Annotated in this window: 26 protein-coding genes and 4 pseudogenes; 19 read left to right on the top strand and 11 right to left on the bottom strand. The window is 59.8% G+C overall.

Annotation, left to right across the window (positions count from 1 at the left end; translation table 11 throughout):
• Position 1: 1 nt before the first annotated feature.
• Positions 2–487, top strand: a pseudogene (locus tag CUN63_RS32610) (methyl-accepting chemotaxis protein); the annotation flags it as partial.
• Between the two features lie 82 nt (positions 488–569).
• Here the strand turns inward: CUN63_RS32610 and CUN63_RS02890 are convergent.
• Positions 570–1505: a LysR family transcriptional regulator gene (locus CUN63_RS02890; protein ID WP_129437075.1), complete on the bottom strand. Its 936-nt coding sequence runs from the start codon at positions 1503–1505 to the stop codon at positions 570–572.
• 240 nt (positions 1506–1745) lie between these two features.
• On the opposite strand from CUN63_RS02890, the gene CUN63_RS02880 reads away from it, so the two are divergent.
• From CUN63_RS02880 to CUN63_RS02870, 3 genes are all read left to right on the top strand, one after another.
• Entirely contained in the window at positions 1746–2240 is a 495-nt protein-coding gene (locus CUN63_RS02880) for a DMT family transporter (RefSeq protein WP_129437074.1), read from the top strand.
• Complete coding sequence (locus CUN63_RS02875) at positions 2240–2695, top strand: DMT family transporter (protein WP_129437073.1); 456 nt, start codon at positions 2240–2242, stop codon at positions 2693–2695. The genes CUN63_RS02880 and CUN63_RS02875 overlap by 1 nt, the downstream gene beginning before the upstream one ends.
• Positions 2696–2849: 154 nt before the next feature.
• Positions 2850–3014 carry a metallothionein gene (locus CUN63_RS02870; protein WP_129437072.1) on the top strand — a complete coding sequence of 55 codons (165 nt, stop codon included), beginning with the start codon at positions 2850–2852 and terminating at the stop codon, positions 3012–3014.
• Positions 3015–3061: 47 nt separating this feature from the next.
• Here CUN63_RS02870 and CUN63_RS02865 read toward each other — a convergent pair whose 3' ends face one another.
• Positions 3062–3289 carry a DUF6555 family protein gene (locus CUN63_RS02865; RefSeq protein WP_129437071.1) on the bottom strand — a complete coding sequence of 76 codons (228 nt, stop codon included), beginning with the start codon at positions 3287–3289 and terminating at the stop codon, positions 3062–3064.
• Between the two features lie 146 nt (positions 3290–3435).
• Between CUN63_RS02865 and CUN63_RS02860 the strand changes: the two genes are divergently transcribed.
• The 3 genes from CUN63_RS02860 (at position 3436) to CUN63_RS02850 (ending at position 5650) form a co-directional block, all read left to right on the top strand.
• Complete coding sequence (locus CUN63_RS02860; RefSeq protein ID WP_129437070.1) at positions 3436–4221, top strand: helix-turn-helix domain-containing protein; 786 nt, start codon at positions 3436–3438, stop codon at positions 4219–4221.
• Positions 4222–4491: 270 nt separating this feature from the next.
• Positions 4492–4665 (top strand): DUF1427 family protein, encoded by a 174-nt coding sequence (locus tag CUN63_RS02855; protein ID WP_080932063.1) that lies wholly within the window; start codon positions 4492–4494, stop codon positions 4663–4665.
• 28 nt (positions 4666–4693) lie between these two features.
• Complete coding sequence (locus CUN63_RS02850; RefSeq protein WP_129437069.1) at positions 4694–5650, top strand: zinc-binding alcohol dehydrogenase family protein; 957 nt, start codon at positions 4694–4696, stop codon at positions 5648–5650.
• 118 nt (positions 5651–5768) lie between these two features.
• Here CUN63_RS02850 and CUN63_RS02840 read toward each other — a convergent pair.
• Both CUN63_RS02840 and CUN63_RS02835 read right to left on the bottom strand, forming a co-directional pair.
• A pseudogene (locus CUN63_RS02840) lies at positions 5769–6047 on the bottom strand (purine nucleoside permease); the annotation flags it as partial.
• Positions 6048–7004, bottom strand: coding sequence for a nucleoside-specific channel-forming protein Tsx (locus CUN63_RS02835; protein ID WP_129437068.1), 957 nt, complete (start codon positions 7002–7004; stop codon positions 6048–6050).
• Positions 7005–7246: 242 nt separating this feature from the next.
• On the opposite strand from CUN63_RS02835, the gene selD reads away from it, so the two are divergent.
• Together selD and mnmH are read left to right on the top strand one after the other, a co-directional pair.
• Positions 7247–8281: a selenide, water dikinase SelD gene (gene selD, locus CUN63_RS02830; RefSeq protein ID WP_129437067.1), complete on the top strand. Its 1035-nt coding sequence runs from the start codon at positions 7247–7249 to the stop codon at positions 8279–8281.
• Complete coding sequence (gene mnmH / locus CUN63_RS02825; protein WP_129437066.1) at positions 8281–9384, top strand: tRNA 2-selenouridine(34) synthase MnmH; 1104 nt, start codon at positions 8281–8283, stop codon at positions 9382–9384. Before selD ends, mnmH begins: the two co-directional genes overlap by 1 nt.
• 133 nt (positions 9385–9517) lie before the next feature.
• Here the strand turns inward: mnmH and CUN63_RS02820 are convergent, their stop codons facing one another.
• Positions 9518–10192, bottom strand: a complete 675-nt coding sequence (locus tag CUN63_RS02820; RefSeq protein WP_129437065.1) for a histidine phosphatase family protein — start codon at positions 10190–10192, stop codon at positions 9518–9520.
• A 369-nt stretch (positions 10193–10561) separates the two neighbouring features.
• Between CUN63_RS02820 and CUN63_RS02815 the strand changes: the two genes are divergently transcribed.
• From CUN63_RS02815 to hemB, 3 genes are all read left to right on the top strand, one after another.
• A complete protein-coding gene (locus tag CUN63_RS02815) occupies positions 10562–11275 on the top strand; it encodes a glutathione binding-like protein (RefSeq protein ID WP_129437064.1) in 714 nt (237 codons plus the stop codon).
• An 18-nt stretch (positions 11276–11293) separates the two neighbouring features.
• Positions 11294–12136 carry a PhzF family phenazine biosynthesis protein gene (locus tag CUN63_RS02810; RefSeq protein WP_129437063.1) on the top strand — a complete coding sequence of 281 codons (843 nt, stop codon included), beginning with the start codon at positions 11294–11296 and terminating at the stop codon, positions 12134–12136.
• 309 nt (positions 12137–12445) lie between these two features.
• Positions 12446–13420, top strand: a complete 975-nt coding sequence (gene hemB, locus CUN63_RS02805; protein WP_129437062.1) for a porphobilinogen synthase — start codon at positions 12446–12448, stop codon at positions 13418–13420.
• 123 nt (positions 13421–13543) lie between these two features.
• Here hemB and CUN63_RS02800 read toward each other — a convergent pair whose 3' ends face one another.
• Positions 13544–15079 (bottom strand): FAD-dependent oxidoreductase, encoded by a 1536-nt coding sequence (locus CUN63_RS02800; protein WP_129437061.1) that lies wholly within the window; start codon positions 15077–15079, stop codon positions 13544–13546.
• A 183-nt stretch (positions 15080–15262) separates the two neighbouring features.
• Between CUN63_RS02800 and CUN63_RS02795 the strand changes: the two genes are divergently transcribed.
• Positions 15263–16354: a DUF1615 domain-containing protein gene (locus tag CUN63_RS02795; RefSeq protein WP_129437060.1), complete on the top strand. Its 1092-nt coding sequence runs from the start codon at positions 15263–15265 to the stop codon at positions 16352–16354.
• 204 nt (positions 16355–16558) lie between these two features.
• On the opposite strand, the pseudogene CUN63_RS02790 reads toward CUN63_RS02795, so the two are convergent.
• Positions 16559–16762: pseudogene (locus tag CUN63_RS02790) on the bottom strand (hypothetical protein); the annotation flags it as partial.
• A gap of 239 nt (positions 16763–17001) precedes the next feature.
• Here CUN63_RS02790 and CUN63_RS02780 point away from each other — a divergent pair.
• Positions 17002–17625, top strand: coding sequence for a glutathione S-transferase (locus CUN63_RS02780; RefSeq protein WP_129437058.1), 624 nt, complete (start codon positions 17002–17004; stop codon positions 17623–17625).
• 1 nt (position 17626) lies between these two features.
• On the opposite strand, the gene CUN63_RS02775 is transcribed toward CUN63_RS02780, so the two are convergent.
• Entirely contained in the window at positions 17627–18067 is a 441-nt protein-coding gene (locus CUN63_RS02775; RefSeq protein WP_123366129.1) for a CBS domain-containing protein, read from the bottom strand.
• Between the two features lie 354 nt (positions 18068–18421).
• Here CUN63_RS02775 and CUN63_RS02765 point away from each other — a divergent pair, with 354 nt between their 5' ends.
• On the top strand, positions 18422–20782 hold the full coding sequence (locus tag CUN63_RS02765; protein ID WP_165353303.1) for a DNA polymerase II: 2361 nt from the start codon (positions 18422–18424) through the stop codon (positions 20780–20782).
• On the opposite strand, the gene CUN63_RS02760 is transcribed toward CUN63_RS02765, so the two are convergent.
• Positions 20747–21217, bottom strand: coding sequence for a DUF1810 domain-containing protein (locus tag CUN63_RS02760; RefSeq protein ID WP_129437057.1), 471 nt, complete (start codon positions 21215–21217; stop codon positions 20747–20749). The two genes, CUN63_RS02765 and CUN63_RS02760, sit on opposite strands and share 36 nt — an antisense overlap.
• Before the next feature lie 29 nt (positions 21218–21246).
• Complete coding sequence (locus CUN63_RS02755) at positions 21247–22068, bottom strand: aldo/keto reductase (protein ID WP_129437056.1); 822 nt, start codon at positions 22066–22068, stop codon at positions 21247–21249.
• Between the two features lie 188 nt (positions 22069–22256).
• Between CUN63_RS02755 and CUN63_RS02750 the strand changes: the two genes are divergently transcribed.
• Both CUN63_RS02750 and CUN63_RS02745 read left to right on the top strand, forming a co-directional pair.
• Positions 22257–23006, top strand: a complete 750-nt coding sequence (locus CUN63_RS02750; RefSeq protein ID WP_129437055.1) for a hypothetical protein — start codon at positions 22257–22259, stop codon at positions 23004–23006.
• Between the two features lie 102 nt (positions 23007–23108).
• Positions 23109–23894 carry a sulfite exporter TauE/SafE family protein gene (locus CUN63_RS02745; RefSeq protein WP_046047606.1) on the top strand — a complete coding sequence of 262 codons (786 nt, stop codon included), beginning with the start codon at positions 23109–23111 and terminating at the stop codon, positions 23892–23894.
• A 51-nt stretch (positions 23895–23945) separates the two neighbouring features.
• Here the strand turns inward: CUN63_RS02745 and CUN63_RS02740 are convergent.
• A pseudogene (locus CUN63_RS02740) lies at positions 23946–24212 on the bottom strand (VOC family protein); the annotation flags it as partial.
• Positions 24213–24391: 179 nt separating this feature from the next.
• Here CUN63_RS02740 and CUN63_RS02735 point away from each other — a divergent pair.
• Both CUN63_RS02735 and CUN63_RS02730 read left to right on the top strand, forming a co-directional pair.
• A complete protein-coding gene (locus CUN63_RS02735) occupies positions 24392–24964 on the top strand; it encodes a DUF4174 domain-containing protein (protein ID WP_129437054.1) in 573 nt (190 codons plus the stop codon).
• Positions 24965–25282: 318 nt separating this feature from the next.
• Positions 25283–25651: a DUF6124 family protein gene (locus CUN63_RS02730; RefSeq protein ID WP_129437053.1), complete on the top strand. Its 369-nt coding sequence runs from the start codon at positions 25283–25285 to the stop codon at positions 25649–25651.
• Positions 25652–25742 lie beyond the last annotated feature (91 nt).

Genomic DNA, 25742 nt, shown 5'->3' with positions numbered 1-25742 from the left:
GATTGCCGAGCAGACCAACCTGTTGGCACTCAACGCCGCCATTGAAGCCGCTCGTGCCGGTGAGGCCGGGCGTGGCTTTGCCGTGGTGGCCGATGAGGTTCGAGCGCTGGCCAGTCGTACACAAATCAGCACCCAGGAAATCCAGGGCATGATCGATCGCTTGCAGGCCGGCACCCAATCGGCCGTGGAAGCGATGCGCCGTTCCAGCGAGGCCGGCGACGGCACTTCGGCTCAGGCCAACGAGGCCGGCGCTTCGCTCGATACCATGGCCCAGCTGATTGGCACCATCAACTCGATGAACGCGCAGATCGCCAGCGCCGCCGAAGAACAGACCGCCGTGGCCGAAGAGATCAATCGCAGCGTGCATCAGATCGCCGTGGCCGTGGACAGCGTCGCCGACGAAACCCAACTCGGCGCCCAGACTTCCCGCAGCCTCGCCGACCTCGGTCAGCGCCTGGGCAAACTGGTGGGGCAGTTCCGTATCTGACTTTATTCACCGAATATTGGAGGCAAGCACTGAACCTGTGGGAGCAAGCTCGCTCCCACAGGGGTTGTGGTGCCGACAGACATTACGGTCTGTCCCAGTAGGGCACCGTTCCAAAACACTCGACAAAAAAATCAATCACCGTCCGCACCTTCACCGACAACCGTCGGCTGCCGGGCCACAGCACCGCAATCTGCTGCGGCTCAAGGCTGTTGGACACCTGATACGCCCCCAGCACCGGCACCAGCGTGCCATTGCGCACCGCCTCACCAATCAGCCACGACGGAAACATCACCAGCCCCAAGCCTTTTTCGGCGGCTTGGGTCAGGGTGTCGGCGTGGTTGCCGGTGATCGGCCCCTTCACCGACCAAGGCGTCCAGTCCTGCTGGTCCTTGCGGAAAAACCAGCGCTGCTGGCCGGTCACGCCCTTGTAGGCCAGGCACTGATGCGCGGCCAGTTCTTCGGGATGTTGCGGCGTGCCGTGACGTTCCAAATAGGCCGGGCTCGCGGCGACTTGAAAACGATGGGGCGCCAGAATCCGCGCCTGCATGCGCGAATCGTGCAGCGGGCCGATGCGAAACAGCAGGTCGGCGCCTTCCTGTAGCGGGTCGACGTAGCTGTCGGTCTGCTGGATATCCAGTTGCAGTTTCGGGTAGCGCTCGCAGAGCCGTCCCAGCCACGGCGTCAGGTGCCGTTGGCCAAACACCACTGGCGCATTGATCCGCACCAGTCCGCTCGGTTCGCTTTGCTGTTCCTGCAAGGCCTGTTCGGCCTCTTCGAGTTGCACCAGCACCAGCCGCGCGTGATGACCGAGCATGCGCCCGGCTTCGGTGGGCGAGACGGCGCGGGTGTGGCGATACAGCAATTGCTGGCTCAGGGCTTGCTCCATCAATTGGATCTGCCGGGAAATCGAAGAGGGTGCCAGGCCTTCGCGGCGGGCGACTTCGGAGAAACTGCCGTGGTCCAGCACCGCTACAAACAGCCGAAGTGCCTTGAATCCCAGTTCGTTGAGGCCATGCATGACGAATCCTGCTGTGCGAGTTACGCAAAAGTGTTGTCAGGATGCTCCCATTTATCGCAAAGGATCGCCAGCCGATAATGCGCGCCTATTCCACTGAGAACACAAAACCCTGTGGGAGCGAGCTTGCTCGCGAAAGCGGTCTTCCAGCCAATATTTGTATCGATTGACACACCGCTTTCGCGAGCAAGCTCGCGCCCACAAGGTCCCGTGTTTTATCTGATGACTGGCAGGTGTTTCTCTATGCAATCTTCTTCAATCGACGACGTTGGCGTTGTCGCCACGCCGACCACCCAACCGGGGCTGCGGCTGTTGCTGCTGCCGCTGGTGATTCTGGCCGGCATGGGCCTGTCCGTGGAGGCCGGTTTGCTCGGGCCGCTCGGGGTTCAGGTCGGGCACTTGTGGGCGACCTTGAGCATCTTCGGTGTCGGCTCGGCGATTCTGTTTTTATTGTTGCTGTTCAGCGGTCGGCAACAGGGACCGGCCTTGAATGAGCTGCCGCGCTGGCAGTTGATCGGCGGGTTTTTGGGGCCGATGTACGTGATCGTGCTGACCTTGGCCACGCCGCACATCGGCATTGCCATGACCATGATCGCAATCCTCTCCGGGCAGGTCGGCAAAAGCGTGTTGATCGACCACTTCGGCTGGTTCGGCGCCACCCGCAAGAAGGTCAACGGTGAACGCTGGCTGGCCTTGCTGCTGATTGTCGCGGCACTTGTTCTGATCGCTCGGGGTTGATGATGAATCTGATTATTTTGTTGGCGGTGGTCGTGGCGGCCGGTGCGGTATTGAGTGTTCAGGCGGCGATCAATGGGCGGTTGGGCGAAACGGTGGGCGTGTTGCGCAGCAGTTTGTTGACCTTCGTGGTCGGTGCCGTGACCACCGGGTTGCTGATTCTGTTTTTCGAACCGGCACATGCCGTGAGTTTGCTGGACGTGCCGAAATGGCAGCTCAGCGGTGCACTGTTCGGAGTGGTGTACATGATGGTGATGGTTGGCGCGGTGCTGCGGGTCGGCGCGGCAGTGGCGACGGTGGCGGTGATCGTCGGGCAACTGGGGATGGGGATCCTGATCGATAACTTCGGCTGGCTGGGCAACCCGGCGATCGAGTTGTCGAGTAGCCGGATGCTGGCGATGGTGTGTCTCGCGTTGGCGTTGCTGTTCATGTATCGCAGCAGTACCCGGCAGGCATAACGCTGACCCTCATGTAGGAGCTGCCGCAGGCTGCGATCTTTTGATTTTTTGTTTCAAAAGCAAGATCAAAAGATCGCAGCCTGCGGCAGCTCCTACACTGGTAAGACGGTGCACATCGGCGGCACCAGACGACCATAACCCTGGAGTCAGACTCATGATCGACAGTGAAAGTATCTGCGACTGCCCAAAATGCTCCTGCAAACTGGGCGAACATCCGATCGCGCGCCACGGCAAGCACTATTGCTGTGAAGCCTGCGCCAAGCACCACGAACATGGCGAAGAATGTGCCAGCAAGGGCTGCAAGTGCGCCAAACGCTGACCACTCATCCAAAAAAAGGTGGAGCCTGATCGGGCTCCACTTTCATTTCAATTTGCCGGCCGCCACTTGACGTTTTCCACGCCGAACTTCTCCGCCATCGGCTTGCTGGTTTTTTGCACCTTCTCTCGGCCGAAGCGAGGGATTCGTCCGACTCCCGCGTCGCAACTTGCCCAATGCCAGGCCTCCGCACTATCCATCTTGTCCAGGCGGATGATGAAAGACTTGGGCGCGCCATGAAGGGTGTATTCAATGACGAAAAGTTTTGCGTTGTTCATAAAGCCCATATTCCTCCCTGTGGTAATACAAGGATCGTTGGCGTTACGGAAAATTCACTCGAATTGTCAGATGGAGGCCGCCAGTGGCGACAAGGCCGGTGGCTCGTTACCATGCAATATCTGAAACTCCCCAATGATTGCTGCCCATGGCCCTTGCCGCGCCCCCAGACCTGAGTGACACCGATGTGCCCGTGCAACCGCTGGCGCGCACCTATCCGCGCGGCTTGTACATCGAGCCGCATGAGCATGTCTGGGGGCAGTTGCTGTATGCGATGAGCGGGGTGATGTGGGTCGAGACGCCCCATGAAGCGCTGGTGGTGCCGCCGCAACGAGCGGTGTGGCTGCCGCCAGGTATGCCCCACGGGATTCGGGTGGTTTCGGATTTACAGATGCGCAACATCTATTTGCGGCCCTCATTGGCGGCGACGCTGGACGACACGGTTCAGGTGATCGAAGTCGGCGGACTGCTGCGTGAGCTGATCGTCGGGTTGGTGGAGCAGGGCGACGATGGCGCGCCCGAGTATTGCGAAGCGCTGGTCGGCCTGGCGCTGCTGGAGCTTAGGCGAGCCAGGCGCTCGCTGCTGAAAATCCCCTTGCCGGATGATTCCGACCGACGCCTGATGAACCTGTGCCAGGCGGTCATGGCCGCGCCATCGCTGGACATTGCCTTCGAACAACACGCCGAAAACGCCGGTGCCAGCGTGCGTACGCTGGCGCGGTTGTTCAAGGACGGTTTGGGCATGGGCTTCGCCGAATGGCGGCGCCAGGTGCAACTGGCGACGGCGGTGGCGGAGTTGATCCAGGGCGTGCCGGTCAGTGCGATTGCCCGGGAGCTGGGTTATTCACCGAGCAGCTTCAGCGACATGTTCCGACGGGAATTGGGCGTCGCGCCTTCGCAATTTTCGGCGGGCCAGCGTCAGGCCGAGGCATAACAAAACCTGTAGCAGCTGCCGAAGGCTGCGTTCGGCTGCGCAGCAGTCGTGAAATCAGGTAACGCGGTGCTTCAGTAATATCGTGCACACAGGTTTTACGACTGCTGCGTCCGAACGCGGCCCGAACCGAACGCAGGCTGCGCCAGCTGCTACAGGTTTGCCTTGCCTCGGGCATTAGCGCTTTGGCCGATATTCAGAAGCACTTGGCCGGTGCTCGTCGCTACCGATCTTTAGACTCCGGGCATACCTTAATTAGCCACGGAGTCTGCCATGAGCTACCTCATCTCATTGGTCATCGGTCTGGGCGTCGGTCTGCTTTACGGCGCTCTTGATTTTCGTTCCCCCGCACCGCCGGCCATCGCGCTGGTAGGGCTGCTCGGCATGTTGGCGGGTGAGAAGGTGTGGCCAATGGGCCGGCAGCTGGTCACTGGCTGGATCTCCTGAACCGTTTATTCATTCGAGAGAAACGCTCATGAAAGCACTGCAATTCGACAAGACCGGTGACCTCTCGGCCCTGCGCTACGTTGAGGTTCCAACCCCCGTCCCCGGCGCCGATGAAGTGCTGATCCAGATCAAGGCCGCCGGCCTCAACCCCGGCGATGTGAAGAACGTGCTCGGGCGTTTTCCCTACACCACACTGCCGCGGATTCCCGGTCGTGATTTCGCCGGTGTAGTCGTTGAAGGCCCGCAGGCGCTGATCGGTCAGGAAGTCTGGGGCACCGGCCGTGAATTGGGATTTTTCGCCGATGGCTCGCACGCACAATTCGTCAAACTGCCGGCCAATGGCGTGGCGAAAAAGCCGACCCATCTGAGTTTTGCCCAGGCTGCAAGCCTCGGCGTGCCGTACACCACGGCGTGGGATGCGTTGGAGCGCAGTCTCGTGACGGCCGAAACCCGGTTGCTGGTGATCGGTGGCGGGGCGGTTGGCACTGCGGCGCTGGCGCTGGCCAAAGTGCGTGGCGCTCAAGTACTGGCAGCGGCGCGGCGGCCGGAACAGGTCAAGGATTTGCAGGCCCAGGGGTATCAGACGCTGCAACTGGATAAACCCGAGGATCTCGGTGCTCAGGTGAACGCCGTGTATGCCGGCGGCGCCGATGTGATTTTCGACACCACCGGTTTCTGGCTGCCGGCCTCGGTCCCGGCGCTGGCTGCGTTCGGTCGCATCGCGATCATCGCCGCGCCGGTGGACGGCATGGTGCAATTGCCGGCCCTGGCGCTGTATCGCAAGGGCGGTTCGGTGGAGGGGATCAACTCGTTGTTGTACGGCGTCCAGGCGTGTGCGGCGATGCTTGAGCAATTCGGCACGTTCTTCGATCAGGGCTTGTTGCCGTTGCCCGAGGGTTTGTTTGAATCGCCGTTGGAGGAAGGGCTGGCGCGGTATGCCGAGGTGAGTCAGGGCGGCAGTGACAAGGTGATTTTGTTGCCGTAACCCCAATCAATGTGGGAGCGAGCTTGCTCGCGATGAGGGCATGACAGTCAATGGAAATGTTGAATGTGATGGCCCCATCGCGAGCAAGCTCGCTCCCACAAGGTTTTGTATTGTCAGATCAAACCTCGGGAACACCGTTCTCCCACGCCGACCAGTTCTTCAAAATCTCCTGCACCAACGGATTACCCGTCCGGTACAGGTTCTCCAGCGCCGGCACAAACCCTCCTTGATCCGCATACTTGAGCAGGTTATCCACCTCACTCTGGCCCGGGGCCGGCCGATCAAAATCGGAACCGGCACGCACCACCGCCAGTCGCTGGACATCCACCAAACCTTCACGACTCGCCCGCAGCAGCGCTTCATAAGTGGAGTTGTCTTCCTGCTGCGTCGTGCAGTACTAAAACTGATAACCGACGCCGGCGTAGTAACCCCAGCCGTCGGAACGGGCGCGGAAGTTACCGTCGCCAAAATTCAATTCGCTGCCATCCTCCCAGTTGCCGCCGTTGTGGAAATAACGGCCGACCAGGGTGAAACGCAAGTGGGTGAACGAGTACAGCAAGACGTTGGTGGCGACGGTGGCGTTGGCAGTGCGAGCCGGGTTGTCCTTGTGCAGGTCCGAGCCGAAGTCGAAGTTGGTGAACCCGATGTAGGTCAGTGACGCGCCGTTGCTGAAGCTGCTGATCGGCACGATGTATTTGAGTTGGGCGCGATAGCCGTCCCATGAATACTCGTTGCTGGCGCCGTAGTTTTCCCACTGGTAACGCCCATAGAAGTTGGCCGACAGGTTGACCCGCGAATGGGTGTCGATGTCGGTGCCCAAACCGCTGTACAGCGTATTGGCGCGGTTGGCGCTGTTACTGCCGTGGTCGTAGATCCAGTCGAAGGCGACGTACCATTCCTTGAACGGCCCGATGGCCAGGCTGCGGCCGGCGAGGTAATCGATGGAGATCCGCGGTTCGTGCTCCATGAACACCGGCGAGCCGTGGTCCCATACGCCTTTGTCATGGCTGTTGCCGATGTCGAAAATCTTCGGGATGTCGATGTAGCCATACAACTCGAACGGCCCCTTGCGCCCGAAGTACTCGTATTCCAGATAAATGTCGTCGGCCGGTTGCGGGCCGAAACTGATGTCTTTGCTGCCGATGACGGTCAGGTCCTGGTTGAACCAGTCCGAGAGGTACACGCCTTTTTTCGGTGGGCTCGCTTCGGGGCTGAGGGTTTCGCCTTGGGCGGATTCTTCGGCGTAATCGGGTTGCGCCAAAACGGTGCTGCTGAGTAGTCCTGTAACGCTGGCCAGCAGCAAGGAAACAGCAAAAGTGCGCGAGCAAGTCACGCGGCTGGACGTGCGGTGCATTAAAAGTCCCTTTTCGTGCGGATCGAAGGCCCGGTTCTGCGGGCTTGCGCGGTTATGTAGCGAAAACGCTTGCATCAGCGACTAGCAAACGTTTGCACAAGACATACCAGTTTTGCTCAAGGCACGGAAAAGGCTAGGGAATTGGTGGCTTAACTGTCCTTTCGGTCAACGATTCGTGGGACCTCGGGGGAGACGACGTTGATGTAGACTCTTCGGCACTGACTTCACGAGGTATGCCCCCCATGACCGAACCGATTCGTCTGACCCAATACAGCCACGGTGCTGGATGTGGCTGCAAGATTTCTCCCCAGGTGCTGGAGGTGATTCTGGCCGGCAGCGGGGCGCAGAACCTTGACCCGAAACTCTGGGTCGGCAACGCCTCACGCGATGACGCGGCGGTGTACGCCATTGATGAAGAACGCGGCGTGGTGTCGACCACCGACTTCTTTATGCCGATCGTCGACGACCCGTTCGATTTCGGTCGCATCGCCGCCACCAATGCCATCAGCGACATCTATGCCATGGGCGGCGATCCGTTGATGGCGATTGCGATCCTTGGCTGGCCGGTCAACATACTGGCCCCGGAAATTGCCCGGGAAGTGATTCGCGGCGGGCGTTCGGTCTGCGATGAAGCCGGTATTCCGTTGGCCGGTGGGCACTCCATCGACGCGCCGGAGCCGATCTTCGGCCTTGCCGTGACCGGTCTGGTGGAAAAGCGCCACATGAAGCGCAACGACACCGCCACCGCCGGTTGCCTGCTCTACCTCACCAAACCGCTGGGCATTGGCATCCTCACCACCGCCGAGAAGAAGGGCAAATTGCGCGACGCCGACATCGGCCTGGCCCGCGACTGGATGTGCACCCTGAACAAACCCGGCAGCCGTTTCGGCAAACTCGAAGGCGTCACCGCGATGACCGACGTCACCGGTTTCGGCCTGCTGGGGCATTTGGTGGAAATGGCCGACGGCAGCAACGTGACCGCTCGTATCGAGTACGACCGTGTGCCGCGTCTGCCGGGTGTCGAGTATTACCTCGACCAAGGCTGCGTGCCGGGCGGGACGTTGCGCAACTTCGACAGCTACGCCAGCAAGCTTGGGCGTCTTCAGGAAATGCACAAACGCGTGCTCTGCGATCCGCAGACCAGCGGTGGTCTGCTGGTTGCGGTCGCCCCCGAAGGCAACGAACACTTCCTCAAAGTCGCCGCCGAGCTGGGCCTGACCCTTGAGCCGATCGGTGAACTGATCGAGCGACAGACGAACGCGGTTGAGGTGTTTTGATGTCCATCGAATTCACCGATTACCGCGACATTTTCCTCAACGACCGACCGATGATGGATGCCCGTGCGCCGGTCGAATTTCTCAAAGGCTCATTCCCCGGCGTGATCAACCTGCCGCTGATGAATGACCATGAGCGGCAACGGGTCGGCACTTGTTACAAGCAACACGGCCAGCAAGCGGCCATTACGCTGGGGCACCAGTTGGTGTCCGGCGAGATAAAAGCCGAGCGTATCCAGGCCTGGGCCGATTTTGCCCGGGCTCATCCTGATGGGTATTTGTATTGTTTTCGCGGCGGTTTGCGTTCGCAGATCGTCCAGCAATGGCTCAAGGACGAGGCGGGCATCGACTATCCACGAGTGGGTGGCGGCTACAAGGCGATGCGCACCTTCTTGCTCGACACGCTCGATCAGGCGGTTGCCCAGTGTGATTTTGTCTTGCTGGGCGGCATGACCGGCACCGGTAAAACCGAAGTGCTCACGCAGTTGCGCAACGGGCTGGACCTTGAAGGTCACGCCCATCATCGCGGCTCCAGCTTCGGTAAACGCGCCACCGGCCAACCCTCCAACATCGATTTTGAAAACCGCCTGGCAGTGGACGTGCTGAAGAAGCGCGCCCACGGCATCGAGCAGTTTGTACTGGAAGACGAGAGCCGCGCGATCGGCAGTTGTGCGCTGCCGTTGCCGCTGTTTCAGGGCATGCAACAGTTCCCGATGGTCTGGCTGGAAGACAGCCTGGAAGGGCGGGTCGAACGGATTTTGCGCGATTACGTGGTGGACTTGTGTGCGGAGTTCATCGGCGTGCATGGCGATGAAGGCTTCGCGCTGTTTTCCGAGCGCTTGCTGGAGAGCCTGAACAATGTTCAGAAACGTCTGGGCGGTGAGCGCCATCGGCGGATGTTGATGTTGATGGAAGACGCGCTGGCGGAGCAGGCGAGCAGCGGTGCGGTGGACTTGCACCGGGGCTGGATCGAAGGGTTGCTTCGCGAGTATTACGACCCGATGTATGCGTTTCAGCGGGAGAAGAAGGGGGGGCGGATTGAGTTTGCCGGGGAGCGGACAGCGGTCCTTGAGTATCTGCGAGCGCGCGTTTCCCAGCGAGGATAATGTCGTATTTGCCGGCCCCTTCGCGAGCAAGCCCGCTCCCACATTTGATTTTCAGTGAACCCAGATTTTTGTGTACTACCAAGATTCAGTGTGGGAGCGGGCTTGCTCGCGAAGGGGCCCTTGCAGACACTATTTATGTTGGACAGGTCTGCGAACCGTTATTCAGGCCTTGCTTGTAGCTGTGGCTCACCACACTGGCCTTGCCGTTGTGCCAGGTCAGGGTGAGCACGTACAGCGAGTCGTAATCGTTGGATTCCCAGTCATCGGCGATGGTCTGTTTCTTGCCGACGGCTTCTCCAGCGACCTTGTTGATCAGTTCGGGCAGATAGCCGTGGGACCAGGCGGTGTAGATGACCGAGTTGTGATACTTGTCCTGAAGCAACTCATCCGCGAGGTCGCTGGTGTCGTTGGCCGAGAAGTTGATGTTCACCGGCAAACCGAGCTTGATCGCGCTGGGGCTGATGGTCATCAGGGGACGGATGTAACTGTAGGAATTGTCCTGTTCGCCTTCCTCGACATTGCGCGTCGGGTTGGCGGCAAACACGTAGTTGGCCTTGCCGAATTTTTCCGGCAGCAAGGTGGCCAGGTCGATGGCGCGGTTCAGGCCCTGGCAGTTGAGCTGGCCGAGGCCACCCTCTGGTTTTTCCGCGTGACGCAGGAACACCAGCGTCTGAGTGCCGTCTGCCGGTTGGGCGCGGCTTTCGCGGGAGTCCAGCGCCAGAAACAACGCGCCCGCCGCCAGCAGGGCGGGCAGTAACAGATAAGCGCGATGTTTGAAGCGGTTGGCGAATTTCAGAGGGTTCATCATTGAGTTAAGGGGTCTTCAGCGCATTCGGTTAAGGCTGACAAACCTTTACACCGCGAAATTCCTGCGTCGGGTGTTTTCCATGTCATTAAGCCGGTTCGTTTCAAAGGGGTAGTGCTCAGAGTCCCCTGATACTCATTTGGTTCGATTCCGGCGAGTGCGCAGCAATGTACCGGTAACCTTGAACGGGTTGGAGCTTAGGTTATCGACAGGATGTTGCGAATTTGTGGACACGTTACACGTAGCTGGGCAGACGCAGGCAGCAATCTTTTGATCATGTTCATCAGCGATATCAATCACGCCAAAAGGTCGCAGTTCTTCGGCCGCTGACATTATGATCGTCACTCTCAATTTTCTCGTGGATCCTTTCCCATGACCGATCTGTCCGCGTTCCCGATTACCCAAAAATGGCCGGCTCAATACCCCGAGTGGATCCAGCTTTACTCCTTGCCCACACCCAACGGCGTCAAGGTGTCGATCATGCTCGAAGAGATCGGACTGCCCTACGAACCGCATCGTGTGGGCTTCGACACCCATGATCAGTTGTCCCCCGAATTTCTTTCGCTGAACCCCAACAACAAGATCCCGGCAATCCTCGATCCCCACGGTCCGGGGGACCAACCCCTGGCGCTGTTCGAGTCCGGGGCGATTCTGATTTACCTGGCCGACAAGAGCGGGCAACTGCTGGCCCAGGAATCGGCGGCGCGATACGAGACCCTCCAGTGGCTGATGTTTCAGATGGGCGGCATCGGGCCGATGTTCGGCCAGCTCGGTTTTTTCAACAAATTTGCCGGCAAGGACTACGAGGACAAACGTCCCCGCGACCGCTACGTCGATGAAAGCAAACGCCTGCTTAATGTCCTCGATAACCGCCTGGAAGGGCGCGACTGGATCATGGGCGAGCGCTACACCATCGCGGACATCGCGACCTTCCCCTGGGTGCGCAACCTGATCGGCTTCTATGAGGCCGGCGAGCTGGTGGGCATCAACGACTTCCCGAACGTCACGCGGGTGCTGGAGCGCTTTCTGGCGCGGCCGGCGGTGATGCGCGGGCTGGAAATTCCCAAGCAAAACGCCTCGATTTGATCAAGACCAAGGCAGGCCATGCACTCATTCGATTTCAAGCAAGTAGATGTCTTCAGTCGTGTTGCGCTCAAGGGCAATCCGTTGGCGGTGGTGTTCGGCGCCGATGAGCTCAGCGATGAGCGCATGGCGGCGTTCGCCAGCTGGACCAATCTCAGCGAAACCACATTCATACTCGAACCGCGCGACCCTCGCGCCGATTATCGCGTGCGGATCTTCACCACCCTGCACGAATTGCCGTTCGCTGGTCATCCGACACTGGGCACCTGCCATGCGTGGCTGGAGGCCGGTGGCGTGCCCAAGGGCGAAGAGATCATTCAGGAGTGCGGTGTGGGGCTGGTGCGGGTTCGTCGACAAGGGTCAGAGCTGGCCTTTCTCGCACCGCCATTGCTCAAAACCGGGCCGGTGGAGGCGGATGTGGTGGAACGGGTGCGGCGGGGGCTAGGGCTGGAATCGGACGCGATTGTGCGCACTCAGTGGGTCGACAACGGTGCCGGATGGTTGGCCGTGATGGTCGAGGATCGTCAGCAGGTGCTGGACCTGCAACCGGATCATTCGCAAATGCTTGGCCTGGCCGTCGGTGTCATCGCGCCATGGCATCCCGAGCGCGATGGCGATGACGCACAATTCGAAGTGCGCGCGTTCATCTCCGGCGACGGCATGCCGGAAGACCCCGCCACCGGAAGCCTGAACGCCGGGATTGCCCAATGGTTGCTCAGCGAAGGACTGGCGCCGGCGTCCTATGTGGTCAGCCAGGGCCTGACCATGGGCCGCGCCGGACGCATTCAGGTCGAGCAAGTGGGCGACGAGATCTGGATCGGCGGCGCGGTGGTGACCTGCATCAGCGGAACCTTGACTCTCTAGCAGAACTTGCCGCAAAACCCTGTAGCAGCTGCCGAGCCCGCGAGGCTGCGTTCGGCCGCGAAGCGGTCGTAAAACCTGCAACCGTGTTCTTTCAGTAGATCGCGTTCACCGGACTACGACCGCTTCGCGGCCGAACGCAGCCTCGCGGGCTCGCGGGCTCGGCAGCTGCTACAGGCTTGTATCGCGGTGATTATTGCCGAACCGGTAAGGGCTTATTCCGCGTCTGAGGTTTGTGCCCTGCGCCTTGCAGGGCATAAGCTTTGGCCCCCTACGACTTTCGTCTCGTCCTCTGTTTTTCAGGAACCCCTCATGTCCAGTCAGTTCCCCGAAGCACGTCCACGCCGTCTGCGCCGCAATGCGAGCCTGCGCAGCCTGTTCCAGGAAACCGAGTTCAGCTTGAATGATCTGGTGCTGCCGATTTTCGTCGAGGAAGAGATCGACGACTTCGTACCGATCAAAAGCATGCCCGGCGTGATGCGTATTCCAGAGTCGAAACTGGCCGGCGAGATCGAGCGTTATGCCCGGGCCGGGATCAAGTCGGTGATGACGTTCGGCGTGTCGCACCATTTGGACGGCAACGGCAGTGACACCTGGAGCGAAAACGGTCTGGTGTCGCGCATGTCGCGCATTGCCAAGGATGCGGTGCCGGACATGATCGTGATGTCCGACACCTGCTTCTGTGAATACACCGACCACGGCCATTGCGGCGTGCTGCACAACCATGAGGTCGACAACGACCAGACCCTGATCAACCTCGGCAAACAAGCGGTGGCCGCGGCCCGTGCCGGCGCCGATGTGATCGCCCCGTCGGCCGCGATGGACGGGCAGGTCCAGGCCATTCGCCGGGCGCTCGATGAAGCGGGTTTCAACCAGACCGCGATCATGGCCTATTCGACCAAGTTTGCCTCGGCGCTCTACGGTCCATTCCGTGAAGCCGGCGGCAGCGCGCTCAAGGGCGACCGCAAAAGCTATCAGATGAACCCGATGAACCGCCGCGAAGCCGTGCGCGAATCCCTGCTGGACGAGCAGGAAGGCGCCGACGCGCTGATGGTCAAACCGGCCGGCGCGTATCTGGACATCATCCGCGACATCCGTGAAGCCTCGCGTTTGCCGCTGTCGGCGTATCAGGTGAGTGGCGAGTACGCGATGATCAAATTCGCCGCCCAGGCCGGGGCGATCGATGAGGATCGCGTGGTGCGTGAGAGTCTTGGCGCGATCAAGCGGGCCGGGGCGGATCTGATCTTCACTTACTTCGCGATGGACCTGGCGCTGGCCGGGATCTGACAAACACCACAACCCCCTGTGGGAGCGAGCTTGCTCGCGATAGCGGTATGTCAGTCGACACTTGAATTGACTGACACACTGCTATCGCGAGCAAGCTCGCTCCCACATTTGAACTGTGTGGAATCAGGGCGAGCCGAAAAACGGCCTGATCCCGTGGTCCCGGAAGTACCGCTCGATCACATTGGGATCGGCAGAGTTATCGGCAATCGCCACATACGTATCCGGCCGCAACAGGTAAAACCCGTTACGCCCCAGGCCAGCCGCTTCAAACGCCGGCCGCCAGTCAAAAACATGCAACGGCAAATGATGTTCGTGGCACCAGGCGATCATTTCGTCGCTGGTGTCGCCATACACATGCACCTGCCAGGTCGAACACTTCAACGATTCGAAATTGTCCCCCTCTCCGTCGTGAGCCCAGGGCAGGCGGTCGCCACCGTGAACATGACCGGCAACGCCCGTGCTCAGCGGCATCCCGCGATAATTCAAGGTGATCTGCGACACCGTGCGAAACAGGAATTCGCGGGACGCCTCAAACGATGCCATTTTCGGAATCACGAACGGCGCCAGACGCGTGCGCAGCAAATCGGCCATGCGCCCTTCGGCCGTGACAAAACTGAACACCCGATCGGTGGTGGCGACCAGTTTTCGGGCAAAGGCGATGCGTTCAGTTTCGTAAGTATCGAGGAGTTTGGCCTCAGCGGCGCCACTCAGCACCGCCGCGAGTTTCCATGCGAGGTTGATGGCATCGCCAATGCCGGTGTTCATGCCCTGGCCACCGGCGGGGCTGTGGACGTGGGCGGCGTCACCCAATAGAAACGCGCGCCCGGTGCGAAAATGATCCGCCACCCGATGATGCACGCGGTAGGTCGAGAACCAGTTCAGTTGCTCGATCTTTACTTTCATATGTTCGATGGCCCAGCTGCTGACGTCTTCAAATTGCAGGGTTTCGGCCTGGTCGGCACGTTCGTCGCGTACGGTGCCGATCAGACGGGCGCGGCCTTCACCGGCCAAGGGAAACACCGCGAGAAAATCCGCTTCATCGAGATCCACATGCAGTTCGCCATTGAACGTCGGCCCGCTGGCTTGCACGTCGGCGACGTAGAAAATGTGCTGGTAGGTGCCGCCGGGAAATCCGGTGTCCAGGGTCTTGCGCACGATCGACCGGGCACCGTCGCAACCTGCCAGATAGCAGGCCTGGCAGGTTTCCTCCTGACCATCGGCCAAGCGCAGATAGGCGGTGATGCCGTCACCGGTTTCCAGGAAACTCTCCAGCGCCGTGTTGCGCTCCACTTTGATGCCAAAGGTTTCGAGGCGGTCTATCAGCAGCCGTTCGTGTTCGTCCTGAGGAAAGATTTCGAGAAACGCATAGGGTGTCAGGCCTTCGCCGATGCGGCTCAGCGGCAAGCGCGCCACGGGTTCGCCCTTGACCCAGAAGTTCGCTGCGGCCACACGATGGCCGTTCTGCACCACCGCATTGCTGAGGTCGAGCTGGCGATACAGCTCCAGCGTCCGCGCCTGCACGGCCAGCGCCCGCGAAGTGGTTCCGGGTGCCGACGTCTTGTCGATGATGCGCACTTGCACGCCAAGCTTGCTCAGCCACAACGCCAACACCAGCCCGGTCGGGCCGGCGCCGATGATCAGAACGTCGCTACGGTTCATGAGACTGTCCTCCTCGGTGTGTGGCTCAAGTATGGTTCAGCCGCGACAGACGGGCAGGTTGTCTGCCAAACGGAAAAAGGCCCCGCGCTGCTATGGGGAACAGCAGTGGGCGGCGAGAGTCATAGCCTGCGCCAGGCCATTGATCGTATGGTTACCCCGGCTCAACGGATTTGATGGAGCAACATGCAAGCCAATCGATTGATGATGAGCGTCGCCGCGCTGCTGGTGCTGGCCGGTTGCGGCACTCAGCGCACGCAAGAGCTTCCTGCGCGCAAGCCTGCCGAGGTCAAGGCCGAGATCGTGCGCCTGCTGCCGGCCAAAACCACCGATCGCCAGGGCTGGGCTACCGATATTTACGCAGCATTTGCTGCCCAGAATATTTATCCATCCACCCAAAACCTGTGCTCGGTACTGGCGGTCACCGAGCAGGAGTCGACCTTTCAGGTGGACCCGCCGGTACCGGGCCTGGGCAAAATCGCCCGCGAGGAGATCGACCGCCGTGCCGACAAAGCCCACATTCCCGGCCTGCTGGTGAGCGGTGCGCTGCAGGTGAGTTCATCCAACGGCAAAAGCTACAGCGACCGACTCAATGCGGCGCGCAGTGAAAAAGAACTCAGCGCGATCTTCGATGACTTCATCGGCATGGTGCCCATGGGCCGGACGCTGTTCGGTGGGTTCAATCCGGTGCACACCGGTGGGCCGATGCAGGTCAGCATCGATTTCGCCGAGCAACAGGCGAAGGCGTATCCGTACCCAGTGGAAGGCTCGATCCGTCATGAAGTGTTCAGTCGTCGCGGCGGCCTGTACTTCGGTATCGCCCACTTGCTCGGTTATCCGGTGAGCTACAAACAACCGCTGTATCGCTTTGCCGATTTCAATGCCGGTTGGTACGCCAGTCGCAATGCCGCGTTTCAGAACGCGGTGAGTCGCGCGTCGGGCATACCGCTGGCGCTGGATGGTGACCTGGTCCGGTACGATTCGATCATGCCTGGCACCACGGAATTGGCGGTGCGCACGCTCGGCAAGCAACTGGGCATGCGCAATCCGACCATTCGGGACCAATTGGAGGAGGGCAAAAACTTCGAATTCGAGGACACCCAGCTCTATGCACGGGTTTTCGCCCTGGCCGAAGAGGCGGAAGGTCGGCCATTACCGCGCGCGGTGTTGCCGGGGATTGCGCTGCAAAGCCCGAAAATCACCCGCAAACTCACCACGGCGTGGTTTGCCAAGCGGGTCGATGAGCGTTATCAGCGTTGCATGGCCAAGGGTGGTTGAAGATCAAAAGATCGGAGCCTCGTTGCACTCGACAGCTCCTACAAGGGTTTTGCATTCCTCCTGTAGGAGCTGTCGAGTGCAACGAGGCTGCGATCTTGGCGCAAACCCAGACACCGCATGAGTTCCGGATAATCGCAGGCATAAAAAAAACCGGCTGATGAGGCCGGGTTTTTCACTGAGTACCGTGGTAAAGCCAATCATTTATGCCGCGCGGCTTTCGATCAGGCGATCCGAACCACCCTCAGCAACGCGGTTTTCGATCAAACGATCCGAACCACCTTCGGCCACACGACTTTCAATCAGACGATCCGAGCCGCCTTCGGCGACAACCGGGTGAACAGAGGTAGCGGCGAAAGCGTTAACTGCAAAAACCGAGAAAGCGATGCTGAGGAGGATTTGGCGTTTCATGATGGTGTGCTCCGGGGGTGTAGTTGTTGGGGCTGGAGCTGATGTTACGCCGCGGATTTTTTATGAGAACTTCATTGCCGTGATGGTGAACATCGACGGCAATTATAGGAAGGACGAGGCACCTCACGCGAGCATGGCTCAGCCGCGCCCTTGTTCACCGACTAGACTGGCCGATGACGGGAACGTGCCTCGTGCTCACTCGTCTACTGACTCTGTTCGTTTCGCCAGGAGCGCGCGATATGTACCAGCTATACGGACACCAGAACTCCGGCGCTGCCGCGATAGAAGCGGCACTGGAGCTTTGCGAAATCCCTTACCGCTTCATCGACGTTGAAACCTCTCCCGAGGCGACCCACGCGCTGGAGAAACTCAATCCGCTCAAGCAGATCCCGACGCTGCAATTGCCCGATGGCAGCGTTCTCACCGAGAGCGCGGCGATTCTGATTCACCTGGGGCTCACGTTCCCCAAATCAAACCTGTTGCCGAAAAACACCGCTGCGCGTGATCAGGTCATTCGCGGCTTGGTGTACATCGTCAGCAATTGCTATTCGGCCATTGGCATCATCGACTACCCCGAGCGCTGGTTGGCCGAGGCCGATGAATCGTCCAGGCAAAACCTCATGGCCGGCGCCCGCGCGCGACTGCACAGGAGTTGGGAGGTGTTTGCCGATCAGTTTTCGGGTGATTTGTACCTGGGCGACGAGATGCCGGGGGCGCTGGATGTGCTGGCGGCTGTGGTTTCCAGATGGGCGGGTAGCCGGGAACATTTACGCAGTGCAAGGCCTGGGTTTTTCGCGTGGCTTACGCGCATCGACCGGCACCCGACATTGGCACCGGTCTTCGCGCGGCATTGGCCGGATTGATCTATTCGCCGCGGATGTACTGCTCCAACTGGCGAATCAGCTCAGCCTGTTCGGCGATGGCCTCCTTAACCAGGTCGCCGATTGACAGCAAGCCGATCAACTGGCCGTTTTCCACCACCGGCAAGTGGCGCAGGCGTTTGTCGGACATGATGCCCATGCAGGTTTCGACGGTTTGATGGGTGTCCACGGTGATCACCGGCGACACCATGATGTCTTCGACCGGCGTACCGACGGAGGAACGGCCCTTGAGCACGAGTTTGCGCGCATAGTCACGCTCGCTGATGATGCCAACGACCTCGCCATTCTTCAGGACCGGCAAGGCGCCGACGTTTTTGGCGGCCATGACCATCAGCGCTTCCAGCACCATTTGATGCGGCGCAATGGTGTGGACTTCATGATTCTGTTCAGCCTTTAACTTCAGCAGTTGGGCGACGGTTTTCATGGCAGTTTCTCAGGTGTTGTCGTTGTCCTTGAAGAATCGTAGACACAGGCGCTGAGGGCAAGGGAGAAAGCGGCAGATAACACGCAAAAAACGCCATTCAGCGGTTTTTCTTCCGAAAACCTGGTGTATTCCACAGTTATTCCCTCATCCATGGGCTCCATCAAAACCCTGTGGGAGCGAGCTTGCTCGCGATAGCGGTGGATCAGTGGACACCTGTATTGACTGACACACCGCTATCGCGAGCAAGCTCGCTCCCACAGGTTCCGGGTCTGTCCGAGACGTTGGAGCCAGACGGGCTATCGCCTTCGATGACGCGTAGAATTGCGCCTTGAATCAAATCTTGAGGTTGCAGTGGTGGATTTACAGCGGGGCTTCGTCCTGACCCGGCATTGGCGTGATACCCCGGCCGGTACGGAAGTCGAGTTCTGGCTGGCGACCGACACCGGTCCCCAGCGGATCCGCCTGCCTCATCAACCGTCGGTGGCGTTCATCCCCGCAGCCCAGCGTGAGCAGGCCGAAGCGCTGCTGCGCGGCGAAAAGAACGTCGAGCTGCGGCCGTTGGCGTTGCTGGATTTCGAGCACCGCCCGGTGCTCGGTCTGTATTGCCAGCAGCACGGCCAGTTGATACGCCTGGAAACCGCGCTGCGCAAGGCCGGCGTCGACATCTTCGAAGCCGACGTGCGCCCGCCGGAACGCTACATGATGGAGCGTTTCATCACCGCACCGGTCCGGTTCAGTGGCACGCCGAACACCGAGGGCCTGCTGCTCGATGCGCAGATGAAACCCGACCCCGACTATCGCCCGAGCCTCAGGCTGGTCTCCCTGGACATCGAAACCACCGCTCAGGGCGAGCTGTACTCCATCGCCCTGGAAGGCTGCGGCGAGCGCCAGGTCTACATGCTCGGCCCGCCCAATGGCGACGACAGCGCAGTGGATTTCCAGCTCGAATACTGCGATTCCCGAACCCTGCTGCTGAAAAAACTCAACGAATGGTTCGCCCGCCATGACCCCGACGCGATCATCGGCTGGAACGTCGTACAGTTCGACCTGCGCGTGCTCCACGAACACGCCCGGCGCCTGGCGGTGCCGCTGAAACTGGGGCGTGGCGGCGAAGAAATGCAGTGGCGCGAACACGGTAGCCGCAACCATTACTTCGCTTCGGCCGCCGGCCGGCTAATCATCGATGGGATCGAATCCCTGCGTTCGGCGACCTGGAGTTTTCCTTCGTTCAGCCTGGAAAACGTCGCGCAAACCCTGCTTGGCGAGGGCAAGTCGATCGACAATCCGTACCAGCGCATGGACGAAATCAACCGCATGTTCGCCGAGGACAAACCGGCCCTGGCCAAGTACAACCTCAAGGACTGCGAGCTGGTGACGCGGATTTTCGCCAAGACCGAGCTGCTGACCTTCCTGCTGGAACGGGCCAGCGTCACCGGGTTGCCGGCGGATCGCAGCGGCGGCTCGGTGGCGGCGTTCACGCACCTTTACATGCCGCTGATGCATCGCCAGGGTTTCGTTGCGCCGAACCTTGGGAACAAGCCTGCGCAGGCCAGCCCCGGCGGTTTTGTCATGGACTCGCAACCGGGCCTGTACGAGTCGGTGTTGGTGCTCGACTACAAAAGCCTTTATCCATCGATCATCCGTACCTTCCTCATCGACCCGGTGGGCTTGATCGAGGGGCTTAAACATCCCGAGGACAGCGAGTCGGTGCCAGGCTTTCGCGGTGCGCGTTTTTCCAGAACCCGGCATTGCCTGCCCGCCATCGTCGCCCGGGTCGCCGAAGGTCGCGAAACCGCCAAGCGCGAACACAACGCGCCGCTGTCCCAGGCCCTGAAGATCATCATGAACGCCTTTTACGGTGTGCTCGGTTCCAGCGGTTGCCGCTTCTTCGATACACGCCTGGCGTCGTCCATCACGCTGCGCGGTCACGAGATCATGCTGCGTACGCGACAGCTGATCGAAGCCCAGGGCCACACAGTGATTTACGGCGACACCGACTCGACCTTCGTCTGGCTGCGCCGTGCGCACGGTCAACAAGAAGCCGCACAGATCGGCCGCGCGCTGGTGGATCACGTCAACCAGTGGTGGCGCGAGCATGTGCGGCAGGAATACGGTCTGGAAAGTGCGTTGGAGTTGCAGTTCGAAACCCACTACAAGCGCTTTCTGATGCCGACCATTCGCGGCGCCGAGGAGGGCAGCAAGAAACGCTATGCGGGGCTTGTGACCCGCGCCGATGGCACCGACGAAATGGTCTACAAAGGCCTGGAAACCGTGCGCACCGACTGGTCGCCGCTGGCCCGGCAATTCCAGCAGGAGCTGTACCTGCGCATCTTCAATCGCAAACCCTATCAGGATTATGTGCGCGACTACGTGCGCAAGACGTTGGCGGGGGAGTTCGACGATCGCCTGATCTACCGCAAGCGCCTGCGCCGCACCCTCGATGACTATCAGCGCAATGTGCCGCCGCATGTGCGGGCTGCGCGGATTGCCGATGATTACAACGACCAGCAGGGCCGTCCGCGGCAATACCAGAACGGTGGCTGGATCAGTTACGTGATCACCGTCGCCGGGCCCGAGCCGCTGGAAATCCGCAGCGCGCCCATCGACTACGACCACTACGTCACCCGGCAACTGCAACCGGTGGCGGACGCCATTCTGCCCTTCGTGGACGACGACTTTTCAACCCTGATTGGTGGGCAGTTGGGCCTGTTTTGAGTCGAGCAGCAACAACGTCCAGTCATCCAGGATGCCATGGAAATACTGGTCAAGTGCTCGATGAAAGTCGCTGTTAGCGCCGGCAACCTGGGCGAACAGCGTCATGGAAGAGTGGAACTTGAGATCGTCGGGATGGCCGAATATGCCGGCAATCGAGCTTTTTTCGATGTTCAGCACCAATTGCGTGCAGGTGCGCAACCGTGAACCCAGCAGCGGATGGTTGAGGTACGCCGCGGCTTCCTCTTTGGAACGAATGGCAAAGTGGCGGGACATCTCGCTGCCGCCCAATCCTGAGAGTTGCGGAAAGATGAACCACATCCAGTGACTGCGCTTGTGACCGGCGTTCAGCTCGGCCTGGACCCGTTTGAACACCGGGTCCTGTGCCTGGATAAAGCGTTGCAGATTAAAGGAATCGTCCTGATCAGTGCTTCTCATGCCGAAGCCCTCTGACAGACTGCGATGGCTCAGACCATGGCCAACCGCTGTTTGCGTTGTGGCGCGCGAAACGCCTGGTCCAGCGCCTCCAGATCCCCAGTCTCCAATTGCAATTGTGCGGCTTGCGCGTTGAGTTGCACGTGCTCGGGTCGGACCGCTTTGGGGATGGCGATCACGCCTTCCTTACGCAGCATCCATGCCAGCGCTACCTGGGCCGGCGTCACACGGTGACGGGCGGCTATTTGTTTGAGCGTTGTATGGTTCAGCATAGGCCCACCCTGACCGATCGGACAGTAGGCCATGACCGGCATTTGATGCTGGCGACTCCAGGGCAACAGATCAAACTCGATGCCGCGTTCTTCCAGGTTGTAGAGCACCTGATTGGTGGCACAGGCCGGTGAGGCCAGTTCCTCCAGGTCGTCGACATCAAAATTGGAGACGCCCCAGCGACCGATCTTGCCTTCTTCGCGCAGGCGCTCGAAGGCTTCGACCGTTTCTTCGAGGGGGTACTGGCCGCGCCAGTGCAGCAGGTAGAGATCGATGTAATCGGTATCCAGCCGCCGCAGACTGCGTTCGCACGCCTGGGGGATACCTTTGCGGCTGGCGTTGTGCGGGTAAACCTTGCTGACCAGAAACACTTCGTCACGCCTGCCGGCGATGGCTTCACCGACCACTTCCTCAGCGCCGCCCTCGCCGTACATTTCAGCAGTGTCGATGAGGGTCATGCCCAATTCGATGCCCAGGCGCAATGCCGCCACTTCCTGGGTGTGCCGGGAACGATCTTCGCCCATGCGCCAGGTGCCTTGGCCTATGACCGGTACATTGACGCCGGCCAGTTCGAGGGTCCGCATTCAAACCTCCTTTCTGAATTTCGATCGATACTTCAGTGGGCAGCAGAATAGCCCGGTGGTTCCTTCGAGCACGTGCTTGCCAACGCTTACGGACCGTCGGCACTGCACTTTTTCAGGAATCACGGCTCTATCCTTGGCCAGCCTGCGGCGAATCCCCACCGCCGGCCCATGCCCAAGTTCAAGAACCCATGGCTCGAGTTTTACCCCGCACCACCCCGTCAATCCGCCGCCGTTGCCTGCTGTTGGCCTGCTTGTCGATGCTCGCAGCCTCCGGGTGCAGCCAGCAGCAGGGCAACGAGATCGTCAGCCAGTTCCGCGAGGGCAAACCCCAGGAGTTCCTCCAGACCAGCGTCGACCGCATAGCGACCCTGGCGATGCGCGACAACCTCGACAGCCTCTACCTGCTGATGAGTAAGCTTTACCTGCGCAACCCGGACGAGCTGAAAAAATCCGGTTTCCTCGACGCCCGCACCGCTGGCAAGCAAGTGCGCATGGCCATCGAACAGCAACAACCGCTGCCGACCCTGGGGGGCAAAAAAGACCTGGCTGCGCTGAGTTATGCCATGAGCCCGGAGTTTCTCGGCGACCGGGTCGGTGCCTTCATCTATGCCATCGGCAGCATGCTCGTCACCGCCCACGGCAATCGGCTCGAGTTCTACATGACGGATGCGATCAACCCGACGTTCGTCAGCAACGCTGCCCGCAACATAGAGAAAGCCACCTGGATACTCAGCCAGCGGCAAAGCAAGAACGGCGAGCCGTTGCTGTTCTCCAATGAAATCTCGGAGGAGGGCAGCAACCTGAGTTTTGCCGTGGAGTTCGGCAAGATCGTCGCGCGGCTGGATCTGCTGACGCAGATGCTGGACGAGCGCTACCGACGGATCGGCTTGAATTACGCGCAGAGTTTGCTGTTTTTGAATTTCTTGCCGGTTCAGTAAGCAGGGAAGTGCATAAAGATAGATCGCATCGATATAACTGGTTATAAGAAAAATCGCTATGCTGCGGGGCAGATTTTTCATGCGTTTTTTGTGGGCGTGTTAATGGAATTCGGTAATTTCGGTTTAGTCGTGGCAGGTCTGGTGGTCGGCTTTATTGTCGGGATGACCGGGGTCGGTGGCGGTTCGTTGATGACTCCCATTCTGTTGTGGTTCGGGGTCAATCCGGCCACCGCAGTGGGGACGGATTTGCTGTACGCGGCGATCACCAAGTCCAGTGGTGTGCTGGTTCATAGAAAGAACAAGAACATCGACTGGGCCATTACCGGTTGGCTGACCCTTGGCAGTGTGCCGGCAGTGGCGCTGACGCTGTGGTTCCTGAGCACCTTGCAAACGTCGCCCGAGGCGATGAATGCGGTCATCAAACAGGCGTTGGGCTTTGTCCTGTTTGCCACGGCGCTGGCGATTTTCTTCAAGAAACGCCTGCTCGATTTCGCCCACAAACGCGCGGGCGGTCATTACAACCCCAGCGGCAACCGCTTGAATGCGCTGACCGTGATCACTGGCTTGGTCCTTGGCACCATGGTTGCCCTGACCTCCATCGGCGCTGGCGCCCTGGGCACCGTCGCGTTGTTCATTCTCTATCCGCTGTTGCCGACCCGCCGCCTGGTGGGCACGGAAATCGCGCACGCCGTACCGCTGACCCTGGTTGCCGGCCTTGGCCATGCGAGCATGGGCAACATGGATTGGCACGTGCTGGGTTATTTGCTGATCGGTTCGCTGCCGGGGATTTACCTGGGCAGCCACCTGACGGGCCGCATCTCCGATGAAGTGCTGCGGCCTTGCCTGGCTACGATGCTGGTGCTGATCGGGTACAAACTGGCCTTTTAGCGTGTACCAGAGGTGATTTTGTAAAATTTAACCCATAAAGCCCCGATTATCGGGGTCGGCCCACCAGGGTTGCTGTCTGGCTTGCAGGCGGGTGAAGGCCGCATCGAAATCGTCGTCACCGATCAAAAACGCGTAGTGCTGGGAGGCAATCGGCGGGTCATTGTCGTAGAAGTCCAGCGACACACCGTTGTCGAACTTGACGATCAGCATCGGTCCGAAGGGTTCGGGGCTGGGCAGGCCGAGGATGTCTGCCAGATAGTTGGCTGATGTCTGCTTGTCGCGACACCAGACGATGGTGTGGTTCAACTGAGCGCTCATGCACAGGTCCTCACGGCAAATCAGGGCGTTGTTTTTGAGCTATGAGATTAGCTCAGCCTGTTGCGCAATGACCGCCCTGACCTAAGCTTGGGGCAAGGCGAGACATAATTGCGAGCGTCACCCGGAACGAACGCCGCGATGCGCAATCATTAGAGCGTGGATATCAAAAGGAGATGCGCATGCTCATCAGGTCATTGACCCTGACTACCCTGCTGGCTTTCACCGGCCCCTTGTTCGCTGCCGATGACGGCTCACCGCTGGATATGGACAAGGGCAGGTCCCGGCCATTGATTGTCATCGCTCCAAGTACGGTCGATCCCACGTGGGTCAGCCTGAAAAAGTCGCTGGATGAGCCGGCCAACCGCAAGGGGTTCACCGAGCGAAACATGGTCCTGTACACCGTGCTCAATTTGATGGGCCAGCGCGAGGGCAAAGACCTGGGGCCACAAGACACGGCGGCATTGATCCGCTCGCTCAAGTTGGGTGCCGGCGCGAAGAGCAAAGTCATCCTGGTGGGCAAGGACGGCGAGAAGAAGTTTGAGAGTTCGGGGGATGAATCAAAATCGGTCGATTTGAAGAAAATTTTCGACACGATCGACGCCCTGCCAGCGACCGAAAAAGAAGCCGCAGCGCCGACGGTCGCGACCCCTGTTGAAGCGGCTGAACCGGTCAATGGTGCAAAGGGCGCCAAGGGCGCAAAACCAGGCAAACCGGCGAAGCCCGCCAAGCCGCCTGAAATGCCGGATGATTAAACGCAGACTTTTGTAGCAGCTGGCGCAGCCTGCGCCAGCTGCTACAACAATGAAAAATGGGCGACCTCAAGAGGTCGCCCATTTTGTTTGCTCGGCAGCTGCTACAAAAAAAAATCGGGTGTTTCGGGGTGAGATGTACTGGCTTCTATTGGTCTCGGAAGTTTCCTGCAAGTCCTGTCGGTCTTTATGAACTGGTTTCTGTCAGAGAGCACCGCTAGCCTTCGTCAGCCACCGCGAAATCGCGGTCGGACGTCGGAATCCGCGACACTGAGGGATCCAGGGACGAAAACACCAATGGCACAAAAAGGAGCCTCGTCTGTGAAAAAGTTCAGCAAGCATCAACCGCAAACCCTAACCGACGCCGATCATCTCGATCCCGCGAAGCTGTGTGAAACCGCAAAAGGCGCAGTCGCCCGAAACCCCAGGCGTACTGCCACGACCCAGCAGATTTTCACTGTTGCTCCTGGTGTTGACACACTAACCCTGCTAAATCAGGCCTGCGAAAACCTTGCCACCCTGAATGTCCTGATTGCGAGTTTTGCCGGAAAACTGGAAGGCTCGAACCGCAAGGTGCTGCTGTCGATTCAACAATTGGCGGCGGTCGCCGAGTTGTTGGTGAATCAGGCACGGGAAAATCTTGATCCGAGAAGCGATGCACCTGACGCTCAGCCGCCGACTAGGCATTGAGTTGACGCAGTAACGACAATGGGTGACCTCAAAGGGGTCGCCCATTTTGTTTGTCACTGCCAAACCCTGTGGGAGCGAGCTTGCTCGCGAT

Origin of the sequence: Pseudomonas sp. ACM7 (assembly GCF_004136015.1) — a bacterium.
Taxonomy (GTDB): domain Bacteria; phylum Pseudomonadota; class Gammaproteobacteria; order Pseudomonadales; family Pseudomonadaceae; genus Aquipseudomonas; species Aquipseudomonas frigoris.
This window is presented reverse-complemented; position numbering and strand designations above follow the sequence as displayed.

What these genes read in the sequence shown, in the direction of transcription:
- CUN63_RS02890 (WP_129437075.1), bottom strand. Translation starts at nt 1,505, where the DNA reads ATGCATGGCCTCAACGAACTGGGATTCAAGGCACTTCGGCTGTTTGTA.
- CUN63_RS02880 (WP_129437074.1), top strand. Translation starts at nt 1,746, where the DNA reads ATGCAATCTTCTTCAATCGACGACGTTGGCGTTGTCGCCACGCCGACC.
- CUN63_RS02875 (WP_129437073.1), top strand. Translation starts at nt 2,240, where the DNA reads ATGATGAATCTGATTATTTTGTTGGCGGTGGTCGTGGCGGCCGGTGCG.
- CUN63_RS02870 (WP_129437072.1), top strand. Translation starts at nt 2,850, where the DNA reads ATGATCGACAGTGAAAGTATCTGCGACTGCCCAAAATGCTCCTGCAAA.
- CUN63_RS02865 (WP_129437071.1), bottom strand. Translation starts at nt 3,289, where the DNA reads ATGAACAACGCAAAACTTTTCGTCATTGAATACACCCTTCATGGCGCG.
- CUN63_RS02860 (WP_129437070.1), top strand. Translation starts at nt 3,436, where the DNA reads ATGGCCCTTGCCGCGCCCCCAGACCTGAGTGACACCGATGTGCCCGTG.
- CUN63_RS02855 (WP_080932063.1), top strand. Translation starts at nt 4,492, where the DNA reads ATGAGCTACCTCATCTCATTGGTCATCGGTCTGGGCGTCGGTCTGCTT.
- CUN63_RS02850 (WP_129437069.1), top strand. Translation starts at nt 4,694, where the DNA reads ATGAAAGCACTGCAATTCGACAAGACCGGTGACCTCTCGGCCCTGCGC.
- CUN63_RS02835 (WP_129437068.1), bottom strand. Translation starts at nt 7,004, where the DNA reads ATGCACCGCACGTCCAGCCGCGTGACTTGCTCGCGCACTTTTGCTGTT.
- selD (WP_129437067.1), top strand. Translation starts at nt 7,247, where the DNA reads ATGACCGAACCGATTCGTCTGACCCAATACAGCCACGGTGCTGGATGT.
- mnmH (WP_129437066.1), top strand. Translation starts at nt 8,281, where the DNA reads ATGTCCATCGAATTCACCGATTACCGCGACATTTTCCTCAACGACCGA.
- CUN63_RS02820 (WP_129437065.1), bottom strand. Translation starts at nt 10,192, where the DNA reads ATGATGAACCCTCTGAAATTCGCCAACCGCTTCAAACATCGCGCTTAT.
- CUN63_RS02815 (WP_129437064.1), top strand. Translation starts at nt 10,562, where the DNA reads ATGACCGATCTGTCCGCGTTCCCGATTACCCAAAAATGGCCGGCTCAA.
- CUN63_RS02810 (WP_129437063.1), top strand. Translation starts at nt 11,294, where the DNA reads ATGCACTCATTCGATTTCAAGCAAGTAGATGTCTTCAGTCGTGTTGCG.
- hemB (WP_129437062.1), top strand. Translation starts at nt 12,446, where the DNA reads ATGTCCAGTCAGTTCCCCGAAGCACGTCCACGCCGTCTGCGCCGCAAT.
- CUN63_RS02800 (WP_129437061.1), bottom strand. Translation starts at nt 15,079, where the DNA reads ATGAACCGTAGCGACGTTCTGATCATCGGCGCCGGCCCGACCGGGCTG.
- CUN63_RS02795 (WP_129437060.1), top strand. Translation starts at nt 15,263, where the DNA reads ATGCAAGCCAATCGATTGATGATGAGCGTCGCCGCGCTGCTGGTGCTG.
- CUN63_RS02780 (WP_129437058.1), top strand. Translation starts at nt 17,002, where the DNA reads ATGTACCAGCTATACGGACACCAGAACTCCGGCGCTGCCGCGATAGAA.
- CUN63_RS02775 (WP_123366129.1), bottom strand. Translation starts at nt 18,067, where the DNA reads ATGAAAACCGTCGCCCAACTGCTGAAGTTAAAGGCTGAACAGAATCAT.
- CUN63_RS02760 (WP_129437057.1), bottom strand. Translation starts at nt 21,217, where the DNA reads ATGAGAAGCACTGATCAGGACGATTCCTTTAATCTGCAACGCTTTATC.
- CUN63_RS02755 (WP_129437056.1), bottom strand. Translation starts at nt 22,068, where the DNA reads ATGCGGACCCTCGAACTGGCCGGCGTCAATGTACCGGTCATAGGCCAA.
- CUN63_RS02750 (WP_129437055.1), top strand. Translation starts at nt 22,257, where the DNA reads ATGGCTCGAGTTTTACCCCGCACCACCCCGTCAATCCGCCGCCGTTGC.
- CUN63_RS02745 (WP_046047606.1), top strand. Translation starts at nt 23,109, where the DNA reads ATGGAATTCGGTAATTTCGGTTTAGTCGTGGCAGGTCTGGTGGTCGGC.
- CUN63_RS02735 (WP_129437054.1), top strand. Translation starts at nt 24,392, where the DNA reads ATGCTCATCAGGTCATTGACCCTGACTACCCTGCTGGCTTTCACCGGC.